The organism is Mycolicibacterium austroafricanum (assembly GCF_000612725.1).
Taxonomy (GTDB): domain Bacteria; phylum Actinomycetota; class Actinomycetes; order Mycobacteriales; family Mycobacteriaceae; genus Mycobacterium; species Mycobacterium austroafricanum.
In genome coordinates this window covers 233992-259734 of record NZ_HG964457.1, presented here as the reverse complement: position 1 = coordinate 259734, position 25743 = coordinate 233992, and the positions used below count along the sequence as shown (strand labels likewise).

Below are 25743 nucleotides of genomic sequence, written 5' to 3'. Positions count from 1 at the left end.
CCTCGGCCGATGCCGATGCGGGGTTCGCGTCCGGCGGACGTGCGTCTGCCGGTTCCGAGCCCGTCACACCACCCTCCCCCGCCCACGGCGCGACACCGCGCTCCCCCAACTAGCAGCCGAGGTTACCGGCTAGGCGCTGGGCAAAGGCCCGCTCCTGCGATTTCTTCGTGCCATCATGGCGTCGTGTCAGTCGCGCTGATCAGTGCAGTGGACCCGTACCCCACCGATGCTGGCAAGAAAGTGGTGTTGGCGGGTTTCGTCGATTACCTGGCCGACCGCCACGGCGCCGACAACGTGCACTACATCAAGGTCGGAACAGCGCGCCGTGAGAATTTTCCCGTGCAACTTCACGAGGTACCCGGCCCCCGCCGCGTCGACGTCCTCCGCAATGTGGCGGCCAGGGTGGCGACCGGTCGAGCCAGTCTTCAAGAAGCATTCCTCGGCTCGCGGCAGACCATGGAGGCCATCACCCAGATCCTCGAGGACATCAAGCCGGGACTGCGGATCTACGACACGGTCCGGATGGCGCAGTACGCATCCGACGACATCGCCGCAAACTCGATCTGCTACCTCGACGATCTGTTCTCCGAACGCTACGACCGGATGCTCAAGGCTGCCGCCCGCTACCCCGATGTCGAGTTGAGCCCGCTCGGCAACTTCGCCGAGCACGTGCCCAAGCGTCTCCAACCGCTGGCAACGCACCGCGTCAGCCAGTCAGCGCTGCTTCGCCTCGAGCGCAGGCTGGTGTTGCGCAGCGAGGACAGGGCGGCCCGCAGGTTCGGTCGTTGCCTGCTGCTGAACTCCGGCGAGACAGCTCAGTTGCAGCGGCGAACCGGCGTGGCCCCCGGTCGTATCCAGTGCGTGCCGCCGCTGCTCAACATCGTGGCGTCGTCAGGCCGGACATACCGGGGCACAAAGGAATTCATTTTCCTGGGGCTGTTGTCGTTGCCGCACAACGAGGACGGGCTGGAGTCGTTCCTACGGACGGCATGGCCGCTCGTGCTCGCCCGGATGCCGGATGCCCACCTGACCGTGATCGGTCGCGACGCTTCGCCCAGACTGCTGGCCCTGACCGCCGAACTCGCCGGCAGCGTGACGGTCGCCGGCTACGTCCCCGATCTGGACGACGCACTCAACGGTGCGGCCGCGTTGATCAACCCTCTGCGCTTCGGCTCGGGCATCAAGCTCAAGGTGTTCGAGGCACTGAGACGGTCGCTGCCGGTGATCTCCACGACGGTCGGGGCGGAGGGGATCGACAGCGGGCCGGGCACCGGCATCCTGATTGCCGACGACGCCGCCGCGACGGCGGACCTGCTCTGCTCCCTGACCTCAGTCGAACGCAACGCAGAGGTGTCCGACGAGGCTCGGGAACATTTTGCGTCGACCTATTCGCGCGATGCGGTGTTCGCGGTCTACGACCGCGCGTTCACACTGTGAGCCTCAGCCCAGGATCAGCCCCGACGTAGGCACCCCGGTGCCCGCGGTCACCAGCACATGCTCCACATCGGGCACCTGGTTGACCGAGGTCCCACGCAGCTGACGCACACCTTCGGCGATGCCGTTCATCCCGTGGATGTAGGCCTCGCCCAGCTGGCCGCCGTGGGTGTTGATCGGCAGCCGGCCGCCGATCTCGATCGCGCCGCCTGCGATGAAGTCCTTGGCCTCCCCTTTGCCGCAGAACCCGAGCTCTTCGAGCTGGATCAGTGTGTACGGGGTGAAGTGGTCGTAGAGGATCGCGGTCTGGATGTCCTCGGGGGACAGGCCGCTCTGCTCCCACAGTTGCCGCCCCACCAGACCCATCTCCGGCAGGCCGAGCTCGTCGCGGTAGTACGAGTACATGGTGAACTGGTCGGCGCCCGCACCCTGGGCGGCCGCTTCGATGACCGCCGGGCGGTGCCTGAGGTCTTTGGCGCGCTCCGGGGTGGTGACGACGATGGCGACACCACCGTCGGTTTCCTGGCAACAATCCAGCAGCCGCAGCGGCTCGGCGATCCAGCGCGAGTTCTGGTGGTCCTCGATGGTGATCGGCTTGCCGTAGAAGTGCGCCTTCGGGTTCGTCGCGGCGTGCTTGCGGTCGGCCACCGACACGGCACCGAAATCCGCGCTGGTGGCGCCGTATTCATGCATGTAACGCCTGGCGATCATCGCCACCGACGCGGCCGGGGTGCTGAGCCCGTGCGGATAGGACCAGCTGTACTCGACGCCGCGGGAATCCGCGTTGACCGTCAGGCCGGTCATCACCTGGCCGAAGCGGTGCTCCGAGCGCTCGTTGAACGCCCGGTACGCCACAACGACTTCGGCCACCCCGGTCGCGACGGCCAGCGCAGCCTGCTGCACGGTCGCGGCCGCGGCGCCGCCGCCGTAGCCGATCTGGCTGAAGAACGTCAGGTCCCCGATCCCGGTGGAACGCGCGACCGCGGTCTCCAGGTTCGAGTCCATGGTGAACGTCACCAGGCCGTCGACATCGGACGGTGTCAGCCCGGCGTCGTCGAGCGCATCGAGGACGGCCTCGGCCGCCAGGCGAAGTTCGCTCCGGCCGGAGTTCTTGGAGAAATCGGTCGCGCCGATACCGGCGATCGCGGCCTTTCCGGAGAGCATCAGCGGTCCCCCAAAGATAGTGTCGCCGTGGCGATGACGTGATCGCCGAGGCTGTTGCTGCCCAACACCTTCACGGTGGCCACACCGTCGTCGACGGCGGTGACCTCACCGGTGAACGTGATGGTGTCGTAGGCGTACCACGGCACGCCCAGGCGCAGGCCGATCGACTTGATCCGCGCCGTCGGGCCCGCCCAGTCGGTCAGATAGCGTTGCACCAGACCGGTGTCGGTCAGGATGTTGACGAAGATGTCCTTGGACCCCTTGGCCTGCGCCTTGTCCCGGTCGTGGTGCACGTCCTGGTAATCGCGGGTGGCGATGGCCGTGGAGACGATGAACGTCGGGTCACCGTAGATCTTCAGCTCGGGCAGCTTGGTCCCGACCTCCAGAGCGGGCGCGCTCACCGCACCGGCTCCCACGCGTACAGCGTCCATGCGGGGCTGACCTCGCTGTCCGGAAAATCGATATACGTTGCGCGTACCGGCAATCCGATCTCCACCTGGTCCGGGTCGACACCGCGCAGCTCACCCAGCATGCGCACTCCTTCATCCAGTTCAACGAGGGCGATCACGAACGGCAGGGTGCGGCCGGGCACCTTGGGCGCGTGGTGCACGACGTAGCTGTAGACGGTTCCGTTGCCCGAGGCCACCGCGTAATCGATCGGTGCGTCCTGGGACTGCCACACCGCGGGCACCGGCGGATGCTGCAGCGTGCCGTCAGGACGGCGCTGGATCCGCAGCTCGTGGGCGTTCACGCCGTCCCAGAAGAACTGGGTGTCCCGGGACGACGCGGGCCGCATCAGCTTGTCCGGGTCCAGATCTTCGGGAACCTGCGCGCCCTTGGCTCGCTCGGCAGGCTTGAACTTCATGATGCGCCACATCATTTCGGCGACATCCTCGTCGCCGACCTGCCAGGTGATCTTCTGGTTGATGAAGAAACCCTCACCCAGAGCGGTCTGCTTGGGCCCGATCACGTCGGTGAGCTCGGCCGCGATGGTGACTTCCTCGCCCGGCTGCAGGTAACGATGGTAGGTCTGCTCGCAGTTGGTGGCGACCACCCCGACATAGCCGGCGTCGTCGAACAGCTTCATCATCTTCGACAGTGGATCGTCGTCCGAGCGGCCCTGCCCGAGCCCGCCCATCGTCCACACCTGAATCATCGCAGGCGGCGCCACGATTCCGGGGTGCCCGGCGGCCTTCGCGGCCTCGTCGTCGACGTAGATCGGGTTCTTGTCGCCGATGGCGTCGACCCAATGATGAATCATGGGCTGGTTCACCGGATCCCGGCCGGCGCGCGGCTTGCTGCGGCCGGCGGCCTTGATTTCCGCGATGGCGGACTGCAGGTCGCTCATCCCGATTGTCCGTTCTTCGCGCAAGCGCTCATCCCGATTGTCCGTTCTTCGCGCAAGCGCTCATCCCGATTGTCCGTTCTTCGCGCAAGCGCTCATCACCGTGGCACCCTCGGGACTTTCAGACCCGACGCCGCGATCATCTCCCGCATCACTTCGTTCACACCTCCGCCGAAGGTGATGACCAGGTTGCGTTTGGTCATCTTGTCCAGCCAGTCGAGCAGTTCTGCGGTTTCGGGATCCGCCGGGTTGCCGTAGCCGCCGACAATCTCCTCGGCCAGCCGACCGACCTCCTGGATGCGTTCTGTGGAAAAGACTTTGGTGGCAGCTGCGTCGGCGACCGCGATCGTCTCCCCCGATGCCGCCACCTGCCAGTTGAGCAGTTCGTTGACCCTCCAGATCGCCTTGATCTGGCCGAGCAGCCGCTTGACGTCGTCGTGCTCGACCGGTATCACCCCGTCCGAGCCCGGCTTCGAGGCCCAGGCGTGCACCTGGTCGTAGATTCCCGCGACGCGCCCCGCCGGACCGAGACCGACCCGCTCGTGGTTGAGCTGGGTGGTGATCAACTTCCAGCCGCCGTTCTCCTCGCCGACGAGCATGTCGGCGGGCACCCGCACATCGTTGTAGTACGACGCGTTGGTGTGATGTGCCCCGTCGGACAGGATGATCGGTGTCCACGAGTAGCCCGGATCCTTGGTGTCGACGATCAGGATCGAGATGCCCTTGTGCTTGGCCGCTTCCGGGTCGGTGCGGCAGGCCAGCCAGATGTAGTCGGCGTCGTGGGCGCCGGTGGTCCACATCTTCTGCCCGTTCACGATGTATTCGTCGCCATGTTTGACCGCGGTGGTCCGCAGCGACGCCAGGTCGGTGCCGGCGTCGGGTTCGGAGTAGCCGATCGCGAAATGGATGTCGCCGGAGAGGATTCCGGGAAGGAACTTCTTCTTCTGCTCCTCGGTTCCGTACACCTGCAGGGTGGGGCCCACCGTCTGCAGGGTCACCAGCGGCAGCGGAACATCCGCCCGGTTGGCCTCGTTGACGAAGATCTGCTGCTCGACCGGGCCGAAGCCCAGGCCGCCGTATTCCTTGGGCCAGCCCACCCCGAGCTTGCCGTCGGAGCCCATCCGCTTGATGACCGCGCGGTAGGCCTCGTTGTGCCGGTCGGTCTCCATCGCCGCCGCCTCGTCGGGCGTGATCAGAGTCGAGAAGTACTGCCGCAGTTCGGCTTGCAGCTGCCGCTGTTCGGGTGTCAGGTCGATGTACATCAGGCTCCCACCAGATCCAGACAGTGCGACGGACCACCCAGCAACCGGGTCAGGTCTTTGATCGAGGAGTAGTAGCGGTCCATGGGGTAGGTGATGTCCATGCCCATGCCGCCGTGCAGATGATGGCAGAGTCGCATCGCCGGCGGGGCCTGCGATGCCAGCCAGTAACCCAGGACCGCCAGATCGTCGGCGGCATCGCGGCCCTCGGTCAGCTGCCACGCCACCGATGTGGAGAGCAGCGAGATGGTGCGCGAGGCGATGTAGACCTCCGAGAGCTGGGCGGCCACCGTCTGGAACGTCGACAACGGTCTGCCGAACTGTTCCCTGGTCGCCACGTAGTCCGCGGTCAGGCGCAGCGCGCCGGCGACCAGCCCGGCCGAGAACGCGCCGACGGCGGCGAGCACCAGCTGGTTGACCCGATGCGGTGTCGCCCCTTCCAGCACGTCGGCGTCGGCGACAGCGACGTCGGCGAAGGCCAGCACGTACTCGTCGGATCCGTTCGACGTCGGCGTCTTGGTGACCGTCAGGCCGTCGGCCTTGCCGGGGACCACCACGACGCCGTTGTCGGTCGTCACCACGATCCACTCGGCCTGCGCCGCATATCCGACGCCCACCTTGGTGCCGTTGAGCTTTCCCGCGGAGAGTGTCACAGCGGGCCGGACCGGCAACTGCGCACCCGGCTCGTTCAGCGCCAACGTCAGCACCGACCCCTTTGCGACACCGCCGAGGTACCGGTCCTGCTGGGCCTCGGAGGCCAGGTCGAGCAGCACCGCCGTCGTCCCGAGCGTGACCAGCGCCGGGCTGATGGTGCCGTGCCTGCCGATCTCGGTCAGGGCCGTCGTCATCTCGGCAAAGCCGACGCCGTCACCGCCGAGACGCTCGGGCACGCCGAGCGCCGTGACACCCCCGGAAACCAGAGCGTCCCAGGTGTTGTCCCGCTCGAGCACCGACGTCACCACATCGGCGACAGCCTGCTGCCCCTCGTCTGGACTGAAATCCACCGACTCCTCCTTGAGCCTCTGGGCCTGTCAGCCCGTCAGTGCTGGACCGGGCATGTACCCGTGTAGTCAACCTGCCAGTGCTTGATCCCGTTGAGCCAGCCCGACTTCAACCGCTCCGGGTCGCCGATCGGCTTGAGGTCCGGCATCGCATCGGCGATCGCGTTGAACATCAGGTTGATCGTCATCTTGGCGAGGTTGGCGCCGATGCAGTAGTGGGCGCCGGTACCGCCGAAGCCGACATGGGGGTTCGGGTTGCGCATGATGTCGAACGAGTGCGGGTTCTCGAACACCTCTTCGTCGAAGTTCGCCGAGCGGTAGGACATCACCACGCGCTGGCCCTTCTTGATCTGTACGCCGCCGAGTTCGGTGTCCTCCAGCGCGGTGCGCTGGAACGCCGAAACCGGGGTCGCCCAGCGGACGATCTCGTCGGCGGCGGTCTCGGGACGTTCCTTCTTGTACAGCTCCCACTGTTCGGGGTTCTGGGAGAACGCGATCATGCCGTGGGTGATCGAGTTGCGGGTGGTCTCGTTGCCTGCCACCGCGAGCATCACCACGAAGAAGCCGAACTCGTCGTCGGAGAGCTTCTCGCCCTCGATGTCGGCCTCGATCAACTTGGTGACGATGTCCTCGGTCGGGTTCTTGGCCCGCTCCTCGGCCATTTTCATCGCGTAGGTGATCAGCTCGAACGACGACATCGCGGGATCGACGTCGGCGTACTCGGGGTCCTCGCCGGCGGTCATCTCGTTGGACCAGCGGAAAAGCTTGTCGCGGTCTTCCTGCGGTACGCCCAGCAGCTCGGCGATGGCCTGCAGAGGCAACTCGCAGGACACCTGCTCGACGAAGTCTCCGGAGCCCTCGGCCGCGGCGGTCGCGGCGATCCGCTGGGCGCGGGTCCGCAGTTCGTCTTCGAGCCGTCCGACGGCGCGGGGGGTGAATCCACGGGAGATGATCTTGCGCAGCCGGGTGTGCTGCGGTGCGTCCATGTTCAACAGGACCGCCTTCTGCAGGTCGATCGCCTCACGCGTCATCTCCTGCGGCCAGACCGGGATGGCGCCGTCGGGGGAGCTGCCGAAGATCTCGTTGTGCTTGGACACTTCCTTGACGTCTGCGTGCTTGGTGACCAGCCAGTAACCTTTGTCTCCGAAGCCGCCCGTGCCGCCCGGCACGTCGACCCAGTGGACAGGCTCGGCCTTGCGGAGTTCGGCCAACTCCTCTACGGGCAGACGCTCGAGGTTCAGGCTCGCGTCGAGGGGATCGAACTCGGGACTGATGGGGCAGGAATTGGGGCCAGGCATAGGAAAGCACTCCTCAATTGCAACGTGTTCTAGTGCCAGTAAAACATGCCTCCACCGCAGATAAAAGGCGCGGCGGCATCGCCGCTTGTCAGAGTAATGAAACGTGTTCTAGCCTGACGCAATGGGTAACCCTGTCATCGTCGAAGCCACTCGCAGCCCCATCGGTAAACGCAACGGATGGTTGTCCGGTCTGCACGCCACCGAGCTGTTGGGCGCGGTGCAGAAGGCGCTCGTGGAGAAGGCCGGCATCGACGCAGGAATGGTCGAGCAGGTCATCGGCGGCTGCGTCACCCAGTTCGGCGAGCAGTCCAACAACATCACCCGGGTCGGCTGGCTGACCGCGGGTCTGCCCGAGCATGTCGGCGCCACCACCATCGACTGCCAGTGCGGCAGTGCGCAGCAGGCCAACCACCTGATCGCCGGCCTGATCGCCACCGGGGCCATCGACGTCGGCATCGCGTGCGGTATCGAGGCGATGAGCCGGGTCGGGCTGGGCGCCAACGCCGGGCCGGACCGTTCGATCATCCGCGCCTCGTCGTGGGACATCGACATGCCCAACCAGTTCGAGGCTGCCGAGCGGATCGCCAAGCGGCGCGGCATCACCCGTGCCGACGTAGACGCGCTCGGCGTGGCGTCGCAGGCCAAGGCCAAGCAGGCCTGGGCCGAGGGCCGGTTCGACCGGGAGATCTCGCCCATCTCGGCTCCGGTGCTCGACGAGAACAAGCAGCCGACCGCCGAGTGGGCGCCGGTGACCCGCGACCAGGGCCTGCGTGACACCACCGCCGAAGCGCTGGCGGCGCTGAACCCGGTGATGGAGGGCGGGATTCACACCGCCGGGACGTCCTCGCAGATCTCCGACGGCGCGGCCGCGGTGCTCTGGATGGATGAGGACAAGGCGAAGGCTCTTGGCCTGAAGCCGCGCGCCCGCATCGTCGCGCAGGCCAATGTGGGCGCCGAGACCTACTACCACCTCGACGGCCCCGTCCAGTCGACCGCCAGGGTGCTCGAGAAGGCCGGCATGAAGATGGGCGACATCGACATCACCGAGATCAACGAGGCCTTCGCGTCCGTGGTGCTGTCGTGGGCCCGGGTGCATGAGGCCGACATGGACACCGTCAACGTCAACGGCGGCGCCATCGCGCTCGGACATCCGGTGGGCAGCACCGGCGCCCGGCTGATCACCACCGCGCTGCACGAGCTGGAACGCACCGACAAGGCGACGGCGCTGATCACCATGTGCGCCGGCGGCGCACTCTCCACCGGAACGATCATCGAGCGGATCTAGAGGCCTGCCGATGATTCCGGACGCGGACCGTATCGCCGCGGCCCAGGCCTACATCAGCGCGTTGGCCACCCACCGGGCCGATGATGTGCCGTTCGCGCCCGGGTGCACCCGCGTGGAGGTCGGGCTCAAAACCGGCTTCTCGGGAGATCACCTGCGCCGCAGCCTCAACCGTGGCCTGCAATACCGGGTGATCCGGGATGTGACGGCGCCGGAGTTCACGCTCGACGGCGACACCGTCCGTGCCCGCTTCGAGCTCGCCACCAAGCCCTCGTTGGCCGGCCGCCGCGTCGGCGCGCGCATCGACGAGACGTTTCTGATCCCGGCCGACGACCCGTCCGGGCGGGCGCAGATCCACCACATCAAGGCCTCCATCCGTCCGTTCCTGACCCGTTAAGGTGCACGCCATGGCCCAATCCCCGCGTCCGCTGACCCCCAAGCAGGTCGAGAACCTCAACTCCAAGGCCGTCGGAGTCGCCATCAAGTGGATGTCGAAGTTCAACACGTGGGCCTACAAGGCCACCGGCGGGCGGATCGGCTACAACTGGCGCCTCGGCTCCAACCGGTTCTCGGCGCCACCTCCGGTCGGGATCCTCACCACGATCGGCCGCAAGTCCGGGCAGCCCAGGGAGAGCCCGCTGTTGTTCCTGCGCGAGGGCGAGCGGATCGTGCTGGTCGCCTCGCAGGGCGGTCGCGCCACAAACCCGATGTGGTACTTGAACGTCAAGGCCAACCCTGCGGTGACGTTCCAGATCAAGAACGAGAAGCTCAAGCTGATCGCGCGCGAAGCGACCGATGCCGAGCGTGACGAGTACTGGCCCAAGCTCGACGCGATGTACCCGGACTTCGCGAACTACCGCTCCTACACCGACCGCCAGATCCCGATCCTGATCTGCGATCCAGATTCGCGGTAATTCTGCGCACGCTGTTGTTAGCGTCAGCACCATGCGGGACGTTCGCCGGACAGCGCGCAGGCTGCTGACAATCCTGGTCGCGACGCTGGCCGCGGCGGTCCTTTTCGCCGCGTCGGCGTTCGCAGCCGCCGACATCGTCTTGACCTTCGTCCGGCACGGCGAATCACAGGCGAACGCCGACGGAATCATCAACACCGAGGTTCCCGGTCCCCACATCACGGCGTTGGGACAGCAGCAGGCCGCCCTCATCGCCGGAGTGCTCGCGGCCGGCGGCTACCACGGCATCTACGCCTCGGACATGGTCCGCACCCAGGAAACCGCCGCGCCGCTGGCCGACATCCTCGGTGAGTCGGTCACGGTGCTGCCCGGTCTGCGCGAGATCGACGCCGGCACCTACGAAGGCTCCTCGGAAACCGACGGCCTGGGCCGGCTGGGGTACGGACTGACCCCGGCGCTGTGGACATTGGGCCTGCGATCCGCGTGGATCCCCCACTCCACGGACACCAACGGCAACGTCTTCCAGGACCGGATGTCGGAAGCCGTGCAGATCATCTACGAGGACGGGTGGGCGCGGCCGGTCGCGTTCTCCCACGGCGCGACCATCATGTTCTGGACGATGATGAACGTCGAGAACCCCGACCTCGGCTTGTTGCTCAGCCATCAGCTGCCGAACACCGGAGTGGTTGTGCTCGAAGGCAATCCGGAGGACGGCTGGACGCTGGTGAGCTGGGACGGCGTCGCCGTGGACCCGGACCCGTCATTCTTGACCAAGACGTTCGTCAACGTCCGGGAACTGATCACCACTCCGCAGACCGCGGTCTACAACGTCAAGAAGGCATTCGCCACCGGAGACCTCGCCGCCATCACCGACGCGTTCGCGCACGCGGTCATCGACGTCGTGTTGGCGCCGGTGAGGTTCGTCGGCGCGGTCGCCACCGACGTCTTCGAGCTGGTCTTCCCTCCGGCACCATCCATACAGGTCGAGGCGCCGACGTCGGCCCAATCCACCACCGACGAATCCGATGTCCCCGCCGACGTCCCCGCCGACGTGCCGGATGACGTCGTCGCGGTGGTCCCGTCCGAGGATGTCGAGAGCCCAACGCGCGAGGCGGCGTCCGGCGATGCCGAGACACCGGAGGAATCCGAAGCCCCGGAACCCGAGGCCCTGGAACCCGACATCTCCGCGTCGCAGCCCGAGGAATCGGAGATCGAGACCGAAACCACCACCGCCGACACCACCGGAGACGACGAGACCGACGAGACCGACGACGGTGCCGCAGTGGCTGAAGGTACCGACGGTGCCGCAGAGAAGGAAGCCGCCTGAGCCGATTCGGCAGGCCGCGAAAATCGGCGCGTTTCCTGGTCTGACCACGGGATTTCGGTGCGAACACCGGCCCGCGGGTGTCCCTGCTCAATTATCGTTGGCGGGTGGTCTCGGTATCCGGCTTCGACGACTGGCTCAACCGCCTGGTGATGGAGCTGGCGGACAAGGCCGGCCTGTCGCCGGACCGCTACGTCGCCGAGGCCGTCGCCATGCGACTGATGGACGACGTCACGACCAACGACGGGGTGCACGACGAGTTGCTGGCGCATCTGTCCAACGCGCAGATCCCGGTTCCCGCACAGTGGCAGTGGCCGCAATCGATCATCACCGACCCGGAACGGCTTAGGGTGCTGTACGCGACCGGTCTGCTCGATTCGCCCGCCGAGAAGGTGTACGACCGCATCGTCGACATGGCGGCCGCCGCCTTGGCAGCGCCGGGCGCGGCTGTCTCACTCGTGGACCACGACCGACAGTTCTTCGTCAGCATGCACGGGTCGGCGGGCCAGGAGCCGGAATCACGGGAGACGTCGATCCAGCGGTCCCTGTGCCAGTACGCCGTGGCGTCGGGCCAGCCGCTGGTGCTCGCCGACGCCCGCACCGATCCTGTGCTGCAGCACAACCCCGCGGTCAGCGACGGCAGCGTGGTCGCCTACCTCAGCATCCCGTTGATCGGTGAAGACCGTCACGCCGTCGGCACGCTGTGCGTCTGGGACACCATCCCCCGCGACTGGACGTCGGGTCACGTGACCACACTGCGCGACCTGGCGCAACTGGCCGCCGACCACATCTTCCCCCGCGCGCAGCGGGGTCAGGCGCCGTAGACAGGCACCGGCGTCCGCGCCTTGGCCAGCAGATCCGGCACCACGGAGCCGAGCTCGGCCGGATCCCAGCGGGCACCCTTGTCGATCTCCGGGCCGTGCGCCCAGCCCTCGGCGACACGGATCTTGCCGCCTTCGACCTCGAACACCCTGCCGGTCACATCGCGAGACTCGACGCTGCCCAGCCACACGACCAGCGGTGAAATGTTCTCGGGTGCCATCGAATCGAAGTCGTTGTCCTGGGTGGCCATCATGTCGGCGAACACGGTCTCGGTCATCCGGGTGCGCGCCGACGGCGCGATCGCGTTCACGCTGACGCCGAACCTGCCCATCTCGGCGGCGGCGACCAAGGTCAGCGCCGCGATGCCTGCCTTGGAAGCGCTGTAGTTGGCCTGCCCGACGCTGCCCTGCAGTCCCGCACCGGAACTCGTGTTGATGATGCGGGCGTCCACACTCTCGCCCGCCTTGGACTTCGCGCGCCAGTACGCGGCGGCGTGCTTCATCGTGGCGAAGTGGCCCTTCAGGTGCACGGCGGTGACGGCGTCGAACTCTTCCTCACTGGTGTTGGCGAACATCCGGTCCCGGACGATGCCCGCGTTGTTCACCAGGACGTCGAGAGTCCCGAAACTGTCCACGGCAGTCTGGATCAGCCCCTCGGCCTGAGCCCAGTCTGCGACGTTGGCGCCGCTGGTGACCGCTTCACCACCGGCGGCGACGATCTCGTCGACGACCGCCTGGGCGGCGCTTCCTCCGCCGGCCGGGGAACCATCCAGTCCGACGCCGATGTCGTTGACCACCACGCGCGCTCCCTCGGCGGCGAACGCCAGCGCGTGCGCCCTACCGATTCCGCCACCTGCACCTGTCACGATGACCACGCGGCCGTCGAGCAGTCCCATTGCTAACCCCTTTTCTGAAGTCACCCTTGTGTCTTGATGTCGGCAGTGGTGGTCGCCAGGTAGTGCGGCGGCTCCCCGCCACCATGCACCTCGAGCGACGCACCGCTGATGTAGGACGCCGCGTCAGAGGCCAGAAATGCGGTGGCCCAACCGATGTCCTCGGGTTTGGCCAGCCGGCCCAGCGGCACGTTCTTGGAGATCGCCGCGATCGAATCGGCGTCTCCGTAGAAGAGTTCCGACTGTTCGGTCTCCACCATGCCCACCACGACGGAGTTCACCCTGACCTTCGGCGCCCATTCCACGGCCAGTGTGGCGGTCATGTTCTCCATGCCGGCCTTGGCCGCGCCGTACGCGACGGTGCCCGGAGTGGGCCTCCTGCCGCTCACGCTGGTGATGTTGACGATCGAGCCCCCGGCGGCCTGCGCCTGCATCGCTGCGTTGGCGTGGGTTGAAACAGACAGCGCACCAAGCAGGTTCAGTGCCACGATCTTGGCGCTGAATTTGGCCGACGCGTCGGCGGCGAGCACATACGGGGAGCCGCCCGCGTTGTTCACCACCACATCGAGGCGGCCGTGGTCGGACACGATGCCTTCGACGAGGCCTTTGACCGAGTCGTCCTCGCGGATGTCACACGACCGGAACTCGTAGGGGGATCCCTCCACCGGACGGCGCGCACACGTCACGACGGTGGCGCCCTGGTCGGCGAAGACCTTGCTGATACCCGCACCCACGCCGCGCACGCCACCGGTGACGAGCACGACGCGTCCGGTCAGGCCAAGGGCGATGCCGCTGCGGGCACTGTCGACGGCGTCAGTCACTGTGCTAGCGTACCAAGCAAGTGCTTGCTTAGGTAGCGACCCAGGAGTTTGCATGCCGATCACCACAAAGACCGTGGAACCGGGCATTGTGTCCGTCACGGTCGACTACCCGCCCGTAAACGCGATCCCGTCCCGCGGCTGGTTCGAACTGGCCGACACCATCACCGCCGCGGGGCGCGACCACAGCACGCACGTCGTGATCCTGCGGGCCGAGGGCCGCGGTTTCAACGCCGGTGTGGACATCAAGGAGATGCAGAACACCGAAGGGTTCACCGCGCTGATCGACGCCAACCGCGGCTGCTACGAGGCGTTCCGCGCGGTCTACGAGTGCGCGGTGCCCGTCGTCGCGGCGGTGAACGGCTTCTGCGTCGGCGGCGGCATCGGCCTGGTCGGAAACTCCGACGTGATCGTCGCCTCCGACGACGCCAAGTTCGGGCTGCCCGAGGTCGAGCGGGGCGCGCTCGGCGCGGCCACCCACCTGTCGCGACTGGTGCCACAGCACATGATGCGCCGGCTGTTCTTCACCGCCGCCACCGTCACCGCAGACACCCTGCACCACTTCGGTTCGGTTCACGAGGTGGTGCCACGGGCCGATCTCGACGAGGCCGCGCTGCGAGTCGCGCGCGACATCGCGTCGAAGGACACCCGGGTGATCCGCGCCGCCAAGGAAGCGCTGAACTTCATCGACATCCAGCCGGTCAACGCGAGATACCGCATGGAGCAAGGCTTCACGTTCGAACTGAACCTCGCCGGCGTGTCCGACGAGCACCGCGACGCGTTCGCCGGGACAGAAAAGGGGAAGGCGTGAGCGACAAGAGAACAACTCTGGACGAGGCGGTGTCCTCGATACAGAGCGGGATGACCATCGGCATCGGCGGCTGGGGGTCGCGGCGCAAGCCCATGGCGTTCGTCCGCGCCCTGCTGCGCACCGATGTCACCGACCTGACCGTGGTCACCTACGGCGGACCCGACCTGGGGCTGCTGTGCTCGGCGGGCAAGGTCAAGCGGGTGTATTACGGCTTCGTGTCGCTGGATTCGCCGCCGTTCTACGATCCGTGGTTTGCCAAGGCCCGCACGTCGGGATCGATCGAGGCCCGCGAGATGGACGAGGGCATGCTGCGCTGCGGCCTGCAGGCGGCCGCACAGCGCCTGCCGTTCCTGCCGATCCGCGCCGGACTGGGCAGCGACGTCCGCGCGTTCTGGGGTGACGAGCTCAAGACCGTGCGTTCGCCGTATCCGACGGGTTCGGGCTACGAGGAACTGGTCGCGATGCCCGCGCTGAACCTGGACGCCGCGTTCGTGCACATGAACATCGGAGACGCCAAGGGCAATGCGGCCTACACCGGCATCGACCCGTACTTCGACGACCTGTTCCTGATGTCGGCGCAGAAGCGTCTCCTGTCGGTGGAGAGGGTGGTGTCCACCGAAGAGCTGGTGAAATCCGTTCCGCCACAGGCTCTGCTGATCAACCGGATGATGGTCGACACCGTGGTCGAGGCGCCCAACGGGGCTCACTTCACCACCGCCGAGCCCGACTACCGCCGCGATGAGAAGTTCCAGCGGCACTACGCCGAGGCTGCGGGCTCCGACGAGACGTGGGCCGAGTTCGTCAAGACCTACCTGTCCGGCAGCGAGGCCGACTACCAGGCCGCCGTCCGCAAGTTCACCGAGGATCGGGAGGCCGCCAAGTGATCTCCGCAACCCGCGCCGAGGTGTGCGCCGTCGCCTGTGCCGAATTGTTCCGCGACGCAGGCGAGATCATGGTCAGCCCGATGACGACCATCGTGTCGATCGGCGCCCGGCTGGCCCGGCTGACGTTCTCCCCCGACATCGTGCTGACCGACGGTGAGGCCCGACTGATCGCCGACACCCCGGCCATCGGTGCCGCCGCGACGATCGAGGGCTGGATGCCCTTCGGCCGGGTCTTCGAGACGCTGGCCTGGGGTCGACGGCATGTGGTGATGGGCGCAAACCAGATCGACCGCTACGGCAACCAGAACCTGTCCGCGTTCGGTCCGCTGCAGCACCCGACGCGCCAGATGTTCGGCGTGCGCGGCGCGCCAGGCAACACCATCAACCACGCCACCAGCTACTGGGTGGGCAACCACTCCAAGCGGGTGTTCGGCACAGAAGTCGACATCGTGTCCGGGATCGGTTGGGACAAGGTCGATCCCGACAATCCGGCCTACCGGTTCGTCAACGTCTACCGGGTGGTGACCAACCTCGGCGTGTTCGACTTCAACGGCCCCGACCATCAGATGCGCGCGGTGTCGCTGCACCCCGGCGTCGAGCCGGACCAGGTCGCCGAGAACACCTCGTTCGAGGTGCACGGCCTGGCCGACGCAGCGACTACCCGACTGCCGTCCGGTGACGAGCAGAAGCTGCTGCGCGAGGTCATCGACCCGAAGTCGTTGCGCGACAAGGAAGTAAAGGTATGAGTCGGCTCAGCACCCCGCTGACCGAACTGGTCGGCATCGAGCATCCCGTCGTACAGACCGGGATGGGGTGGGTCGCCGGCGCCCGGTTGGTGTCGGCGACGTCGAATGCCGGCGGGCTGGGCATCCTGGCCTCGGCGACGATGACGCTGGAGGAGCTCACCACCGCGGTGGCCAAGGTCAAGGCCGCCACCGACAAGCCGTTCGGCATCAACATCCGCGCCGATGCCGGCGATGCGAACGCACGCGTCGACCTGCTGATCCGCGAAGGGGTCAAGGTCGCGTCGTTCGCGCTGGCCCCGAAGCCCGATCTCATCGCGAGGCTGAAAGACGCCGGCGTGGTGGTGATTCCGTCGGTCGGTCTGGCCAAACACGCCAAGAAGGTGGCGGGCTGGGGCGCCGACGCAGTGATCGTGCAGGGTGGTGAGGGCGGCGGGCACACCGGCCCGATCGCCACCACGCTGCTGCTGCCGTCGGTGCTCGACGCCGTCGCCGACACCGGGATGCCGGTGATCGCCGCGGGTGGCTTCTTCGACGGCAGGGGCCTGGCCGCCGCGCTGTCGTACGGCGCGGCCGGGGTCGCCATGGGCACCCGGTTCCTGCTGACGTCGGACTCGACCGTGCCCGACGCGGTCAAGCAGCGTTACCTGGACGCCGCGCTGGACGGCACCGTGGTGTCGACCAAGGTCGACGGTATGCCGCACCGGGTGCTGCGCACCGGGCTGGTCGAGAAGCTGGAGAGCGGGTCCCCGATCCGGGGGCTCTCGGCAGCGGTGCTCAACGCGCAGAAGTTCAAGAAGATGTCCGGCATGACCTGGAAGTCGATGATCACCGACGGGCTGGCCATGCGGCACGGCAAGGACCTGACGTGGTCGCAGGTCGTGATGGCCGCCAACACTCCGATGCTGCTCAAGGCGGGCCTCGTCGAGGGCAACACCGATGCCGGTGTGCTCGCCTCCGGCCAGGTGGCCGGGATCATCGATGATCTGCCCTCGTGCGCGGAACTGGTGCCGGCGATCGTCGCCGAAGCCGTCGAACACTTGCAGAAGGCCTCGCAACACATCCGCTGAGCACACATTTGACGCGCGTCCAGCGATTCCGCCGTGCGCTCCATCTGAGCTTCCTAGACTCGGCCGCATGAAGACCAACGCGGCGATTCTGTGGGAGTACGGTGGCGACTGGACGGTCGAGGAGATCGACCTTGACCCGCCGGGCGACGGCGAGGTGCTGGTGTCCTGGGAGGCAACCGGCCTGTGCCACTCCGACGAGCACATCCGCACCGGTGATCTGCCCGCGCCGCTGCCGCTGATCGGCGGTCACGAGGGCGCGGGCATCGTCCGCGAGGTCGGTCCTGGCGTCGTCGGTCTCGCGCCGGGCGACCACGTGGTCGCGTCGTTCCTGCCTGCCTGTGGGCGGTGCCGGTTCTGTTCGACCGGCCACCAGAACCTGTGCGACCTCGGCGCGATGATCATGGCCGGCACGCAACTCGACGGCACCTACCGCCGCCACGTCCGCGGGCAAGACGTCGGCGTGATGGCACTCGTCGGCACGTTCTCCCAGTACGGCACCGTGCCCGAGGCGTCCATCGTCAAGATCGACGACGACATTCCGTTGTCGCGGGCGTGCCTGCTCGGCTGCGGCGTCACCACCGGCTGGGGCTCGGCGGTCAACACCGCCGACGTGTCACCCGGCGACACCGTCGTCATCATCGGGCTCGGCGGGATCGGCAGCGGTGCAATCCAGGGGGCCCGACTGGCCGGCGCCGAGAAGATCATCGTCATCGAACCGGTGGAATCGAAGCGGGAGTTGGCTTTCCGGTTCGGCGCCACCCACTTCGTGACCTCGATGGAAGAGGCGACCGCGTTGGTTGCCGACCTCACCCGTGGCGTGATGGCCGACTCGGCGATCCTGACCGTCGGCCTGCTGGAGGGCTCGATGCTCGAGGAGGCGGCCAATATCATCCGCAAGGGCGGCGCCGTGGTGATGACGGCGCTGTCGACGATGGCCGACAACCAGCCGACCCTGGGCATGATGATGTTCACGCTGTTCCAGAAGCGGCTGCTGGGCAGCCTCTACGGCGAGGCCAACCCGCGCGCCGACATCCCGCGCCTGCTGTCGCTGTACCGCGAGGGCAAGCTGCTGCTCGACGAGACCGTCACCCACGAGTACAAGCTCGCCGAGGTCAACGAGGGCTACGAGGACATGCGGGCGGGCCGCAACATCCGCGGCGTCATCCTGCACGACCACTGACCGATCCGCCGAAATTGCATTCCAGCAGCGGTTTTTCGAGTAGAGGCCTGCTGGAATGCAATTTCGGCGTCAAGTGGTGAGGGCGGTGGCGCTGAACGGTTGGCTGGTCCTGGCCGCCAGGTACTCCGGACGTGGCGTCTCCGCCCGATACGGCGCGAGCAGCCGGTTCTCCACCGAGTTGAGCACCAGGAAGATGTTCGACCTGGGGTACGGCGTGATGTTCGAGCCCGACCCGTGCATGATGTTGCAGTCGAACCACAGCGCGGTTCCGGCGGGACCGGTGACCTGGTCGATACCGTGCCGATCGGCAGCTGCGGTCAAGGTGGCATGACTCGGGACGCCGATCTCCTGCTTGACCAACGATGACGCGTGATTGTCGCGGGGCGTGGCCCCGACACAGGGATAGAAGACCCGATGCGACCCGGGCATCACCATCAACGAACCGTTGTACGGGAAGTTCTGAGTCAAGGCGATGGAACATGACACCGCACGCATCTCGGGCATGCCGTCCTCGGCATGCCAGGTCTCGAAATCGGAATGCCAGTAGAAGCCGGTCCCGGTGAAGCCGGGCATCATGTTGATGCGCGCCTGGTGCAGATAGACGTCACTGCCCAGCAACTGACGGGCGACGGGAAGCACGGTGTCCAGCGTGACGACCTCGCTGATCAGATCGCTGAAGAGGTGCGGCTGAAACACCGACCGGATGCTGCCGCCCGGCTCGCGGATGATCCGCGGGTCCCGCGGGTCCGCCGTCGCCGCGACACGGTCGAGTTCTGCGGTCAGGGCCGGCAGCCAAGCTGCCTCCACCGCGTCGCGCCGCACCATGTATCCATTGCTCGCCATGGAGTCGAGATCGGCCGCGGCCAGCGGACCGTTGGCCGCCGAGCCCCACACGGTCGGCTCCTCGCGTGCGATCGGGTCGATCTGCGTGTCCAGCCGGGTCGGGTACCGGTCTGTGCTCTGCGAAAGATGCCGGGAACTCAACTTGCCTGCACCGCCGGAGGGTAGGCACCGTTCTCGTCGTGGATCTCCCGGCCGGTGACGGGCGGGTTGAACACGCACAGCATGCGCATCGTGGTGTCGCAGGTAACCCTGTGCCGCTCATGGCCGTTCAGCAGATACATCGTGCCGGGCCGTAACGGGTGCACCTCACCGGTCTCGTGGTTGGTGAGCGTACCCGTGCCCTCCACGACCCACACGGCCTCCACATGGTGCTGATAGTGGAACTCGCTCACGGAGTTCGCGTCGATCGTGGTCTCATGAAACGAGAACCCGACGCCGTCGTCGGCCAGGATGATCCGCTTGGACCTCCAGTGCTCGGCTGCCACATCACGATTCGTCCCGGTGATCTCGTCAGTGGTGCGGACGATCAATGGTCTGCACGCTCCTTTCTGCGCATGGTCCGGCGGTTGTTCAGGCGACCGTTACCGCGATCGCCTCGGCGAGGATGTCGATGCCCGAGTCCAGGTCTTCTTCGGATGTCGTCAACGGCGGCAGAAGCTTGATCACTTCGTCGGCCGGACCACTCGTCTCCACCAAGAGACCTCGCTCGAACGCGGCACCGGCGGCGGCGCCCGCCACCGCCGCATCCTCGAACTTCAGCCCCTGGGCCATACCCCGCCCGCGCGCAGTGACACCGGGATGATTCCCGGCGATGCCGACGAGCCGCTCCCGGACCCGTCGGCCCTTTGCCAGCGTATCCTCGACGAATGTCTCAGTTTCCCAGTAGGTTTCAAGCGCCTTCGCGGCGGTGACGAAGGCCGGGTTGTGTCCCCGGAAAGTTCCGTTGTGCTCACCGGGAGTCCAGACGTCGAGCTGGCGGCGGAACAGCGTCAGCGCCATCGGCAATCCGTAACCGCTGATCGACTTCGACAGCGTGACGATATCCGGGACGATCCCAGCCTCTTCGAAGCTGAAGAACGGACCCGTACGTCCGCACCCCATCTGGACGTCGTCGACGATGAGCAGGATCTCGCGGCGCTGACACAGCTCGGCGAGTCCGCGCAGCCACTCCACCCGCGCCACGTTGAGACCGCCTTCGCCCTGCACGGTCTCCACGATGACAGCGGCCGGTCGATTCAGACCGCTGCCGGAGTCGTCGAGCACCCGCTCGAACCAATGGAAGTCCTCGGTGACCCCGCCGAAGTAGTTGTCGTACGGCATCGGTGTCGCATGCACCAGCGGGATGCCGGCGCCGGCGCGTTTCATCGAGTTGCCGGTAACCGATAACGCCCCGAGCGTCATTCCGTGAAATGCGTTGGTGAAGCTGATGATCGACTCGCGGCCGGTCACCTTGCGGGCGAGTTTGAGCGCCGCCTCGACGGTGTTCGCGCCGGTCGGCCCCGGGAACTGCACCTTGTAGTCGAGCCCGCGCGGCCTCAGGATCAGCCGCTCGAATGTCTCGAGGAAACGGGTCTTGGCTTCGGTCGCCATGTCCAGTGAGTGCACGATCATGTCGCTGGAGAGGTAATCGAGAAGCGGCTGCTTGAGGATGGGGTTGTTGTGCCCGTAGTTCAATGCCCCTGCACCGGCGAAGAAGTCCAGATAGCGACGACCCGACACGTCGGTCACCCACGATCCCTGGGCGTGGGCCATCGTGGCCGGCCAGTTGCGGCAGTAACTGCGCACCTCCGATTCGACGGAGCTGTACACCGCTGGAAGGTCGGGTTCCCCGGGACGGACGATCGTGGCTGGAGTTGACATGTGTCCTTTCGATGGTGGTCAGTCGACCATGGGTGTCGCGATTGGACCGATTCGCAGAAGCGGCTCGTCCTCGTGGTTTCCGTCGGAATCGAGCTGGGCAGAAGTGAAGTGGGGCTGTTCGACGAGAAGCACCCCGTGTCGCTTGGCGAACGCGCCGAAGAAGGCCCGTGACGCCGCGTTGTCCGGGGACACCGTCGCCTCCACGGTGACCGGATGACCGTGGCGGTCGCGCCGGACCCGGTCCACCAGGGTGTCCAGCATGACGCCGGCCAGCCCGGTGCCCCGCGCCGACTCGGCGACCGCCACCTGCCAGACGAACAGGACCTCCGGCCGAACCGGGGGGTGGTAGGCGGTGATCAGACCGCAGAGTTCGCCGTCCCGATCGGCCACGATCGTCGTGTCGGCAAAGTCTGTGGCCATCAGCAGATAGGTGTACGTCGAGTTCACATCGAGCACCCTGGTGTCGGCCACGAGGCGATGCATCGAGATCGCGTCGCGATCAGACGGTCGCCGGAGAAAACGGACCCACGAATTGCTGCGCACCACAGTACTTTTCGCAGCAGTTGTCCAAGTACGCGACGCGATGCCCGCGCCACGCGACACATGGATGTTCACCTAGAAGATCACCACCGAACAGAGTTTTCGTGCGTCATCAGTTACGTCATCGGTGCTCCGACCGTATTCCGGCAAAGGTTTTGCACGCAAACCTGCGGTGGTCGCCCGGACCGCGAAAACCCTGGAGGCTGCGACGCTCGGACGGCGACGATCGCCCGATTGGGCAGGTCACAGCAGCCTCTCAGCTTGTGATCAAATCGTTACCTCACCCCTGCCCGGCCGGGTCCGCGGTGACTGCGAGCCGTCATCTCCGCGGTCACCGCGGCGGACTCCCCGGCCGAGAACGACGAGAACCCCCGGGATCGGCGGCGGCCTTCGAAGGACGCTCCGAACCGGGGGTTCTCGACACATCACGCCAACACGCCTGCATCGGCGTCCTGGCAGGGTACTGCTAGAGGCGTTCGATGATCGTGACGTTCGCGGTGCCGCCACCTTCGCACATGGTCTGCAGGCCGTAACGGCCGCCGGTGCGCTCCAGCGTGTTCAGCATGGTGGCGAAGAGCTTTGCGCCGGTGGCCCCGAGCGGGTGCCCGAGTGCGATCGCGCCGCCGTTGGGGTTGACCTTCTCCGGGTCGGCCTTGGTCTCCTTGAGCCAGGCCTGCACGACGGGCGCGAAGGCCTCGTTGATCTCGACGGTGTCGATGTCCTCGATCGTCAGACCGGCCCTGTCCAGCGCGTACTGGGTGGCGGGGATCGGGCCGGTGAGCATGAACACCGGGTCGGCGCCCCGGGCGCTGATGTGATGGATTCGCGCGCGCGGCTTCAGGTTATGAACCTTCACTGCGTTTTCCGAGGCCAGCAGCACGGCGCTGGCACCGTCGGAAATCTGGCTCGCCATCGCCGCGGTCAGCCGGCCGCCGTCGACGAGCGTCTTGAGGCCGGCCATCTTCTCCAGCGTGGTTTCGCGAGGGCACTCGTCGACACGGAAGCCGTCCACATCGATGATCTCGTTCTCGAAGTGACCGGCGCGAATCGCGGCCTGGGCACGCTGGTTGCTGGTCAGCGCGAACTGCTCCATGTCCTCACGGGAGATGTCCCACTTCTCGGCGATCATCTCCGCGCCGCGGAACTGGGAGATCTCCTGGTCGCCGTACCGGTGCAGCCAGCTCTTGGATTCGTTTGTCGGAGAGGTGAACCCGAACTGTTCGCCGACGATCATCGCCGAGCTGATCGGGATCTGACTCATGTTCTGCATGCCGCCGGCGACGATCAGGTCGGCGGTGCCGGACAGGATCGCCTGCGCGCCGAACGAGATCGCCTGCTGGCTGGAGCCGCACTGCCGGTCGACGGTGACACCCGGCACCTCTTCGGGGTAGCCCGCCGCCAGCCAGGACAGCCGCGCGATGTTGCCCGCCTGCGGACCGATCGCGTCGACGCAGCCGGCGATGACGTCGTCGACGGCGCCGGGGTCCACGTCGTTGCGCGCGAACAACCCACGCCAGCCCGCCGCGCCGAGGTCGACAGGGTGCATGCCGGCGAGTGAGCCGTTGCGCTTGCCGATCGCGGTGCGTACAGCGTCGATGACATACGCCTCAGCCATTGGTGCTCTCCTTGCTTGTTGGCTCGGCGGTTATCCCACCGAGGACGATCGAAAGGTACTGCCGGCCAACCTGTTGGGCGGTCAGCGGGCCACCGGGCTGGTACCAGCGCACCGACACCCAGGTGGTGTCGCGGATGAACCGGTACACCAGGTCGACGTCGACGTCGGGACGGAAGTAGCCCTCGTCGATGCCCTGTGTCAGCACGTCGACCCACATCTTGCGCTGTTCCTTGTTGCGTTCCTCGACGTAGGCGAACCGGCCCTGTGCGGACAACCGCTTGGCCTCGTCCTGGTAGATCACGACCTCGGCGTGCCGGGTCTCGATCGCCTCGAACGACGCCATGAACAGACCCTTCAGGCGTTCCAGCGGGTTCGGCTCGGTCGCCACGATCTGCTGGTAGCGGTCGAACAACCAATCCAGGAAACCACGCAGCACCTCATCGACCATCTCCTCCTTGGAGGAGAAGTGGTGGTAGAGGCTGCCCGACAGGATGCCCGCCGAGTCGGCGATGTCACGCACGGTGGTGGCGCGCAGTCCACGCTCGGCGAACATCGTCGCGGCGAGCTGCAGGAGCTCGTCGCGTCGGGTGTTGGCCTGTGGGGCCTGCCCACTGCTCATGGGTGCTGGCTCGACACCGAGATCACTTCGCCGGTCAGGTAACTGGAGTAGTCGCTGGCAAGAAACGCGATGGTGGACGCCACCTCCCAGGGCTCGGCGGCCCGGCCGAACGCCTCACCCTCGGCCAGCCGGTCCAGCAGCTCCGAGCTACTGGTCTTCTCCAGGAACTTGTGCCTGGCGATGCTGGGTGAGACCGCGTTGACGCGCACCCCGTACTCGACGGCTTCGATTGCGCTGCACCGGGTCAGGGCCATCACGCCGGCCTTCGCGGCGGCGTAGTGCGACTGCGAATGCTGCGCGCGCCACCCCAGCACGCTGGCGTTGTTGACGATGACGCCGCCGTGCGGGGCGTCGCGGAAGTACCGCAACGCCGCGCGGGTCGCGCGCATCACCGAGGTCAGCGTGACGTTGAGGACGCGGTCCCATTCGTCGTCGGTCATGTCGATCACCGGGGTCTGGCCGCCCAGGCCCGCGTTGTTGACCAGAACGTCCAGGCGACCGGCCTTCTCGACGGTCGAGGTGATCAGCGCGTCGACGGCCTCGGTGGAGGTGACGTCGCAGACCACCGAGTCGACCTTGCCGAGCCCGAGCGCGGCGAGTTCGTCGCGGGTCTCGGTCAGCCGCCGTTCGTGGTAGTCGGAGACGACGACATCGGCACCCTCCAGCAGCGCACGCCGCGCCGTCGTCGACCCGATGCCGGTGCCTGCGGCGGCGGTCACCAGGACAACCTTGCCCTTGAGCAGGCCGTGGCCCTCGATCTCGGTGGGCGCGACGGAAAGATCGGTCATGCTGCTCCTCTGGTCTTCGCGCGAGCGCTCATCCCTTGGCCTCGCGGGGCAGGCCGAGCACGCGCTCGGCGATGATGTTGCGCTGAATCTCGTTGGATCCGCCGTAGATGGTGTCGGACCGGGAGAACAGGTACAGCCGCTGCCACTCGTCGAACTCGCCGCCGGGAAGGGTCAGCCCGGCCATGCCCTGCACGTCCATCGCGATCTCGCCGAGCTCGCGATGCCAGTTGGCCCACAACAACTTCGACACGTTATCCATGCCGGGTTGCTCGACATCCATGGTGGCCAAGGCGTACGAGCGCATCGCCTTCAGACCCGCCCACGACCGGGTCAGGCGCTCCCGGATCAGGGGGTCGTCGGCGGCACCGGTGCGTTTGGCCAGCTCGACGAGGTTGGAATGCTCACGCGCATAACGGATCTGCTGCCCGAGCGTGGACACGCCGCGCTCGAACGTCAGCGTCCCCATCGCCACCCGCCACCCGTCGCCGGGCTCACCGACCACGAGGTCGGCGTCGGTGCGGGCGTCGTCGAAGAACACCTCGTTGAACTCCGAGTCACCGGTCAGCTGGATGATCGGCCGGATCTCGACGCCGGGCTGCTGCAGCGGGACCAGCAGGTAGGACAGGCCGGCGTGACGCTTGGACCCCTTCTCGGTGCGGGCCACCACGAAGCACCACTGCGCCCAGTGCGCCAGCGAGGTCCACACCTTCTGGCCGTTGATGTGCCACTGCCGACCCTCTTCATCGAGCACGGCGGTGGTGGACACGTTGGCGAGGTCGCTGCCCGCGCCCGGCTCGGAGTAGCCCTGCGACCACAGCTCGGTGACGTCGAGGATCTTCGGCAGGAACCGCTGCTGCTGTTCCGGCGTGCCGTACGCGATCAACGTCGGGCCGAGCAACTCTTCACCGAGATGGTTGACCTTGTCGGGGGCGTTGGCCTTGGCGTACTCCTCGTAGAACGCGACGCGGTGCGCGACCGACAGGCCGCGGCCGCCATGCTCCTCGGGCCACCCCAGACAGGTGAGGCCGGCGGCGGCCAGATGCCGGTTCCATGCCAGCCGTTCCTCGAACGCCTCGTGCTCGCGGCCGGGGCCTCCCAGGCCCTTCAGCGCGGCGTATTCACCGACCAGATTCTCGGCGAGCCAGTCGCGGACCTCAGCCCTGAACTCCTGGACCTCTATCACCCCTGTAGGGTAGCCTACCAAGCACTTGCTTGGGTAGCCGATCCCTGGAGGAGTATC

27 protein-coding genes are annotated in these 25743 nt (G+C 66.8%); 11 read left to right on the top strand and 16 right to left on the bottom strand.

Features of this window, described 5'->3' with window-relative positions; translation table 11 throughout:
* Positions 1-183: 183 nt before the first annotated feature.
* Positions 184-1437 carry a glycosyltransferase gene (locus BN976_RS26205; RefSeq protein WP_051558566.1) on the top strand — a complete coding sequence of 418 codons (1254 nt, stop codon included), beginning with the start codon at positions 184-186 and terminating at the stop codon, positions 1435-1437.
* A 3-nt stretch (positions 1438-1440) separates the two neighbouring features.
* Here BN976_RS26205 and BN976_RS26200 read toward each other — a convergent pair whose 3' ends face one another.
* The 6 genes from BN976_RS26200 to BN976_RS26175 form a co-directional block, all read right to left on the bottom strand.
* Entirely contained in the window at positions 1441-2598 is a 1158-nt protein-coding gene (locus BN976_RS26200; RefSeq protein WP_011782394.1) for a 17-hydroxy-3-oxo-4-pregnene-20-carboxyl-CoA lyase, read from the bottom strand.
* Positions 2598-2999, bottom strand: coding sequence for a MaoC family dehydratase (locus BN976_RS26195; RefSeq protein WP_011782395.1), 402 nt, complete (start codon positions 2997-2999; stop codon positions 2598-2600). Before BN976_RS26195 ends, BN976_RS26200 begins: the two co-directional genes overlap by 1 nt.
* Positions 2996-3946 carry a bifunctional MaoC family dehydratase N-terminal/OB-fold nucleic acid binding domain-containing protein gene (locus BN976_RS26190; protein ID WP_036375390.1) on the bottom strand — a complete coding sequence of 317 codons (951 nt, stop codon included), beginning with the start codon at positions 3944-3946 and terminating at the stop codon, positions 2996-2998. The genes BN976_RS26195 and BN976_RS26190 overlap by 4 nt, the downstream gene beginning before the upstream one ends.
* Positions 3947-4041: 95 nt before the next feature.
* Positions 4042-5205: an acyl-CoA dehydrogenase FadE29 gene (gene fadE29 / locus BN976_RS26185; RefSeq protein WP_036375387.1), complete on the bottom strand. Its 1164-nt coding sequence runs from the start codon at positions 5203-5205 to the stop codon at positions 4042-4044.
* Positions 5205-6206 (bottom strand): acyl-CoA dehydrogenase family protein, encoded by a 1002-nt coding sequence (locus BN976_RS26180; protein WP_036375384.1) that lies wholly within the window; start codon positions 6204-6206, stop codon positions 5205-5207. The genes fadE29 and BN976_RS26180 overlap by 1 nt, the downstream gene beginning before the upstream one ends.
* Positions 6207-6241: 35 nt before the next feature.
* On the bottom strand, positions 6242-7501 hold the full coding sequence (locus BN976_RS26175; protein WP_036375381.1) for a cytochrome P450: 1260 nt from the start codon (positions 7499-7501) through the stop codon (positions 6242-6244).
* Between the two features lie 121 nt (positions 7502-7622).
* On the opposite strand from BN976_RS26175, the gene BN976_RS26170 reads away from it, so the two are divergent.
* From BN976_RS26170 to BN976_RS26150, 5 genes are all read left to right on the top strand, one after another.
* Positions 7623-8786: a steroid 3-ketoacyl-CoA thiolase gene (locus BN976_RS26170; protein WP_036375378.1), complete on the top strand. Its 1164-nt coding sequence runs from the start codon at positions 7623-7625 to the stop codon at positions 8784-8786.
* Between the two features lie 10 nt (positions 8787-8796).
* Positions 8797-9180, top strand: a complete 384-nt coding sequence (locus BN976_RS26165) for a DUF8021 domain-containing protein (RefSeq protein ID WP_036375375.1) — start codon at positions 8797-8799, stop codon at positions 9178-9180.
* A 10-nt stretch (positions 9181-9190) separates the two neighbouring features.
* Positions 9191-9697, top strand: a complete 507-nt coding sequence (locus tag BN976_RS26160) for a nitroreductase family deazaflavin-dependent oxidoreductase (protein ID WP_036375585.1) — start codon at positions 9191-9193, stop codon at positions 9695-9697.
* A 31-nt stretch (positions 9698-9728) separates the two neighbouring features.
* Positions 9729-11021, top strand: coding sequence for a histidine phosphatase family protein (locus tag BN976_RS34075; RefSeq protein ID WP_051558565.1), 1293 nt, complete (start codon positions 9729-9731; stop codon positions 11019-11021).
* Positions 11022-11125: 104 nt separating this feature from the next.
* On the top strand, positions 11126-11842 hold the full coding sequence (locus BN976_RS26150; protein ID WP_036375577.1) for a GAF domain-containing protein: 717 nt from the start codon (positions 11126-11128) through the stop codon (positions 11840-11842).
* Here the strand turns inward: BN976_RS26150 and BN976_RS26145 are convergent.
* Both BN976_RS26145 and BN976_RS26140 read right to left on the bottom strand, forming a co-directional pair.
* Complete coding sequence (locus BN976_RS26145; protein ID WP_036375372.1) at positions 11830-12735, bottom strand: SDR family oxidoreductase; 906 nt, start codon at positions 12733-12735, stop codon at positions 11830-11832. The genes BN976_RS26150 and BN976_RS26145 overlap by 13 nt on opposite strands.
* A 20-nt stretch (positions 12736-12755) precedes the next feature.
* On the bottom strand, positions 12756-13553 hold the full coding sequence (locus tag BN976_RS26140; RefSeq protein ID WP_036375369.1) for an SDR family oxidoreductase: 798 nt from the start codon (positions 13551-13553) through the stop codon (positions 12756-12758).
* A 52-nt stretch (positions 13554-13605) separates the two neighbouring features.
* On the opposite strand from BN976_RS26140, the gene echA20 reads away from it, so the two are divergent.
* From echA20 to BN976_RS26115, 5 genes are all read left to right on the top strand, one after another.
* The gene (gene echA20, locus BN976_RS26135; RefSeq protein ID WP_011782407.1) at positions 13606-14361 is read left to right on the top strand and encodes a (7aS)-7a-methyl-1,5-dioxo-2,3,5,6,7,7a-hexahydro-1H-indene-carboxyl-CoA hydrolase; all 756 of its coding nucleotides are present in this window, start codon (positions 13606-13608) and stop codon (positions 14359-14361) included.
* A complete protein-coding gene (gene ipdA / locus BN976_RS26130; protein WP_011782408.1) occupies positions 14358-15245 on the top strand; it encodes a cholesterol ring-cleaving hydrolase subunit IpdA in 888 nt (295 codons plus the stop codon). The genes echA20 and ipdA overlap by 4 nt, the downstream gene beginning before the upstream one ends.
* A complete protein-coding gene (ipdB, locus tag BN976_RS26125; RefSeq protein WP_036375366.1) occupies positions 15242-15991 on the top strand; it encodes a cholesterol ring-cleaving hydrolase subunit IpdB in 750 nt (249 codons plus the stop codon). The genes ipdA and ipdB overlap by 4 nt, the downstream gene beginning before the upstream one ends.
* A complete protein-coding gene (gene ipdC, locus BN976_RS26120) occupies positions 15988-17058 on the top strand; it encodes a (3aS,4S,5R,7aS)-5-hydroxy-7a-methyl-1-oxo-octahydro-1H-indene-4-carboxyl-CoA dehydrogenase (protein WP_011782410.1) in 1071 nt (356 codons plus the stop codon). The genes ipdB and ipdC overlap by 4 nt, the downstream gene beginning before the upstream one ends.
* Positions 17059-17125: 67 nt before the next feature.
* Positions 17126-18238, top strand: a complete 1113-nt coding sequence (locus BN976_RS26115; protein WP_036375363.1) for an NDMA-dependent alcohol dehydrogenase — start codon at positions 17126-17128, stop codon at positions 18236-18238.
* Between the two features lie 69 nt (positions 18239-18307).
* On the opposite strand, the gene thpD is transcribed toward BN976_RS26115, so the two are convergent.
* The 8 genes from thpD to ipdE1 all read right to left on the bottom strand — a co-directional run bounded on the left by thpD (position 18308) and on the right by ipdE1 (position 25686).
* The gene (gene thpD, locus BN976_RS26110; protein ID WP_036375360.1) at positions 18308-19222 is read right to left on the bottom strand and encodes an ectoine hydroxylase; all 915 of its coding nucleotides are present in this window, start codon (positions 19220-19222) and stop codon (positions 18308-18310) included.
* A complete protein-coding gene (locus BN976_RS26105) occupies positions 19219-19611 on the bottom strand; it encodes an ectoine synthase (RefSeq protein ID WP_036375357.1) in 393 nt (130 codons plus the stop codon). The genes thpD and BN976_RS26105 overlap by 4 nt, the downstream gene beginning before the upstream one ends.
* Positions 19612-19651: 40 nt before the next feature.
* Positions 19652-20941: a diaminobutyrate--2-oxoglutarate transaminase gene (ectB, locus tag BN976_RS26100; RefSeq protein WP_011782414.1), complete on the bottom strand. Its 1290-nt coding sequence runs from the start codon at positions 20939-20941 to the stop codon at positions 19652-19654.
* 18 nt (positions 20942-20959) lie between these two features.
* Positions 20960-21544, bottom strand: coding sequence for a diaminobutyrate acetyltransferase (gene ectA, locus BN976_RS26095; protein ID WP_036375575.1), 585 nt, complete (start codon positions 21542-21544; stop codon positions 20960-20962).
* A gap of 403 nt (positions 21545-21947) precedes the next feature.
* Entirely contained in the window at positions 21948-23096 is a 1149-nt protein-coding gene (gene fadA6 / locus BN976_RS26090) for a steroid 3-ketoacyl-CoA thiolase FadA6 (protein WP_011782423.1), read from the bottom strand.
* Positions 23089-23715, bottom strand: coding sequence for a TetR family transcriptional regulator KstR2 (kstR2, locus tag BN976_RS26085; protein WP_011782424.1), 627 nt, complete (start codon positions 23713-23715; stop codon positions 23089-23091). Before kstR2 ends, fadA6 begins: the two co-directional genes overlap by 8 nt.
* Positions 23712-24503, bottom strand: coding sequence for a (5R,7aS)-5-hydroxy-7a-methyl-1-oxo-2,3,5,6,7,7a-hexahydro-1H-indene-carboxyl-CoA reductase (gene ipdF, locus BN976_RS26080; RefSeq protein ID WP_036375354.1), 792 nt, complete (start codon positions 24501-24503; stop codon positions 23712-23714). Before ipdF ends, kstR2 begins: the two co-directional genes overlap by 4 nt.
* Before the next feature lie 28 nt (positions 24504-24531).
* Positions 24532-25686, bottom strand: coding sequence for an acyl-CoA dehydrogenase IpdE1 (gene ipdE1, locus BN976_RS26075; protein WP_011782426.1), 1155 nt, complete (start codon positions 25684-25686; stop codon positions 24532-24534).
* Positions 25687-25743 lie beyond the last annotated feature (57 nt).

Excerpts from the sequence above, each read along its gene's own strand:
- ectB (WP_011782414.1), bottom strand. The coding sequence starts at position 20,941 with ATGTCAACTCCAGCCACGATCGTCCGTCCCGGGGAACCCGACCTTCCA.
- BN976_RS26190 (WP_036375390.1), bottom strand. The coding sequence starts at position 3,946 with ATGAGCGACCTGCAGTCCGCCATCGCGGAAATCAAGGCCGCCGGCCGC.
- ipdC (WP_011782410.1), top strand. The coding sequence starts at position 15,988 with ATGAGTCGGCTCAGCACCCCGCTGACCGAACTGGTCGGCATCGAGCAT.
- BN976_RS26175 (WP_036375381.1), bottom strand. The coding sequence starts at position 7,501 with ATGCCTGGCCCCAATTCCTGCCCCATCAGTCCCGAGTTCGATCCCCTC.
- kstR2 (WP_011782424.1), bottom strand. The coding sequence starts at position 23,715 with ATGAGCAGTGGGCAGGCCCCACAGGCCAACACCCGACGCGACGAGCTC.
- BN976_RS26200 (WP_011782394.1), bottom strand. The coding sequence starts at position 2,598 with ATGCTCTCCGGAAAGGCCGCGATCGCCGGTATCGGCGCGACCGATTTC.
- BN976_RS26170 (WP_036375378.1), top strand. The coding sequence starts at position 7,623 with ATGGGTAACCCTGTCATCGTCGAAGCCACTCGCAGCCCCATCGGTAAA.
- ipdF (WP_036375354.1), bottom strand. The coding sequence starts at position 24,503 with ATGACCGATCTTTCCGTCGCGCCCACCGAGATCGAGGGCCACGGCCTG.
- fadA6 (WP_011782423.1), bottom strand. The coding sequence starts at position 23,096 with ATGGCTGAGGCGTATGTCATCGACGCTGTACGCACCGCGATCGGCAAG.
- BN976_RS26115 (WP_036375363.1), top strand. The coding sequence starts at position 17,126 with ATGAAGACCAACGCGGCGATTCTGTGGGAGTACGGTGGCGACTGGACG.
- fadE29 (WP_036375387.1), bottom strand. The coding sequence starts at position 5,205 with ATGTACATCGACCTGACACCCGAACAGCGGCAGCTGCAAGCCGAACTG.
- echA20 (WP_011782407.1), top strand. The coding sequence starts at position 13,606 with ATGCCGATCACCACAAAGACCGTGGAACCGGGCATTGTGTCCGTCACG.
- BN976_RS34075 (WP_051558565.1), top strand. The coding sequence starts at position 9,729 with ATGCGGGACGTTCGCCGGACAGCGCGCAGGCTGCTGACAATCCTGGTC.
- BN976_RS26160 (WP_036375585.1), top strand. The coding sequence starts at position 9,191 with ATGGCCCAATCCCCGCGTCCGCTGACCCCCAAGCAGGTCGAGAACCTC.
- BN976_RS26165 (WP_036375375.1), top strand. The coding sequence starts at position 8,797 with ATGATTCCGGACGCGGACCGTATCGCCGCGGCCCAGGCCTACATCAGC.
- BN976_RS26145 (WP_036375372.1), bottom strand. The coding sequence starts at position 12,735 with ATGGGACTGCTCGACGGCCGCGTGGTCATCGTGACAGGTGCAGGTGGC.